General features: G+C 73.0%; 1 protein-coding gene. It reads left to right on the top strand.

The features are described 5' to 3' along the window. Window positions 1-470 precede the first annotated feature (470 nt). Window positions 471-2,063 carry an FtsK/SpoIIIE domain-containing protein gene (locus tag ETD86_RS53825; RefSeq protein WP_246149531.1) on the top strand — a complete coding sequence of 531 codons (1,593 nt, stop codon included), beginning with the start codon at window positions 471-473 and terminating at the stop codon, window positions 2,061-2,063. The last annotated feature ends 508 nt before the right edge of the window (window positions 2,064-2,571 follow it).

Raw genomic sequence — 2,571 nt, 5'->3', positions numbered from 1 at the left:
CAGTCACCCCCCAATCCGGCGCCCGCCACGCCACTTCGGACACGTCCGGACCCGAGTCCGGGGACTTCGACACCCGTGCGAGCGCACCAGGCGCCGTCCCAGCGCCAGGTTCCGATTCCGGGACGTCCGGCGACGCGGGTCCCACTACTCAAGGCACAGCGGGAGCCGTTCCGCTCAACGCATCCGGCGTCCCCTACCGTGGCAACCCTATCCAGGCCCGGGTCAAAGGCTCGGGACAGCCGGCATTGAGCAACTCCGCGCATCCGGGAAACGCGAGCGCCGGCCCCGTCCCGCCGGACGGACTCGGCACCACCCCATCCCCGGGGTCCAGCGCGACGCCACCTCCCGGATTCGGCGCACCCCCGCCCGCAGGGCCGGACGCGTGCGCACCGGCTGGGCCGGACGCATCTCCCTCCACCGAATCGGACGCCTACCCACCGGCGGGGCCGGACGCGCGGCAGGGTGCCGGGATGGGCGGGCGTCATGCGTCGCCGTCGCCGAGCACATATCCACCGCTGTCGCCATCCGCCACCTTCGTCGAGGTGGCGCCGCTGCCGTTCGGTATGACGGACCGTCCATGGGCGCAGGACCGGCAGCCGTTGGCGCTTGACCTGGCCCACGGGGGTCACCTGCTCATCGCGGGGGCCGCGCGCAGCGGCAGGTCTACGGCATTGCGGACGATCGCCGGGTCCATCGCGGCCCACGCCTCCCCGGGAGACGTGCACGTGCACGCGGTCGACTGCGGCTCGGGCGCGCTGCTGCCGTTGGTGGCGATGCCGCACTGCGGCGCCGTGGTGACCCGCGACCAGCTCGACCGCGTCGAACGCCTGCTCTCGCGCCTCCGAGGCGAGGTGGGTCGCCGCCAGCAGCTTCTGGCCGAGGCCGGGCATGCCTCCCTGGCCGAATACCGTCAGGCAGGCCACTGGCTCCCCTGGCTGGTGTTCATGCTGGATCGTTGGGAGGGCTTCGTGGCCGCGTTCGAGAGCTACGACTACGGCCGCCTGATCGAGGCGCTGCTCCAGTTGCTCCGGGAAGGCGCGGCAGTGGGGTTCAGAGCCGTGATCACCAGCGATCGGTCGGGCCTGCTCGGCCAGGTTTCCACGATCTTCGACGACCGGCTGCTCCTCCGTCTCTCCGATCCGTCCGACTACGGCCTGGCCGGCTTCCCGCTCAAGGGCCTGCCCTCGTCGGTGCCCCCGGGCCGTGCCCTGTCCATCGGCGACCACGGCATCGTCGAGCACCACATTGCGCTGCTCTCCCCGGACCCGGCGGGCCCGGCCCAGGTGGCGGCTCTCCAGGCCCTGGCCCGCGCCGCCGCAGCACACACGCAACCGCTGACGGCAGGCAGAGGCGGCTGGCGTTGGGATGGTGCGCCGCCGCTGCGCGTGGACGCGCTCCCGATGCGCATCACCGCAGCTCAGGCCCTTGACCTGGATCCCTCCTTCGTCCCGCCGTCCCCGCTGTGGGCGCTTGTCGGCGCGGGCGGCGACGCCCTCGCCCCGCTGGGGCTCGACCTGCTGGCGCACGGCCCCGGCGCCGTGCTCGCCGGCCCGCCGCGCTCCGGCCGCTCGTCGGCCCTGTTGACGGCCGCGCGTTCTCTGATCGAGCGCGGCACCCCGGTCATCGCCGTCACCCCGAGACGCAGCCCGCTCAGGGACCTGGACGGGGTGCTGGCCGTGCTGGACGGCAACGCCACGAATCTGCCGGAGCTGGTCGCGGACCTGCACAACTACGTCGTGCTGGTGGACGACGCCGAGCTGATCAACCCCGATTCCCCCCTGGGCACTGCCTTGGAAGAGGTGCTCCGTTCGGGCAGGGACGGTGATCACGGCCTGCTCATCGCCGGCACGACCGGCGACATGGCCGTCGCCTACCGCGGGTTCGTGGCGGAGACCCGCAAGGCACGTACGGGCCTGCTCCTGTCGGTGCAGAACCAGTCCGACGGTGATCTCTTCACCATCCGCCTCCCACGCGGCACGGTGGGCGGGCCGCCTGGACGGGGGTTCCTGGTGACGACCGGCAATGTCATCCCCATCCAGACTGCACTTCCCGACAACGGCTGACGACCACACGACGCACGGGCGTTCGCCGTTGGGCAGCGCACCGGCCGCCGGTGACCGCGGATAGTGCGGACGATGGCGTCGGCGGGCCGATCGCCGTCGGGGCGTTCACCGCCTCTTGACCGGTGGCCAGCGTGTCCCGCAGGCCGGGGTGGCCCGCAGACCGGCGCGGCCCGCAGACCGGCGCGGCCCGCAGACCGGCGCGGCCCGCAGGCCGCCCAAGCCCGTGACGTCCGGCCACGGGCGCCCGGAAGGGCTGGTGGTGTGTGGCCGGGGCTGCAGCGGCCGCCGCGATGGCAAGCCGAGGCGGAGCCGTGACGAGCCAGGGTGGACGGCTGAGTGTGGATACGGCCAGGAGCGCGAACGGCTCCTGGCCGTAGAGGGCCGACGGGTCAGCCGATCTTGTTGTTCACCGCCGAGTCCGAGTCGCCGCCCCAGACGTCGTCGTCCTCATGGAGCCACGTAGTCGCTTCCCGGTCCTGGGACTCCTGGCCTCCGGCCCCGCCCATCC

It is taken from the genome of Nonomuraea turkmeniaca, assembly GCF_005889735.1.
Lineage (GTDB): Bacteria > Actinomycetota > Actinomycetes > Streptosporangiales > Streptosporangiaceae > Nonomuraea > Nonomuraea turkmeniaca.
This window is presented reverse-complemented; position numbering and strand designations above follow the sequence as displayed.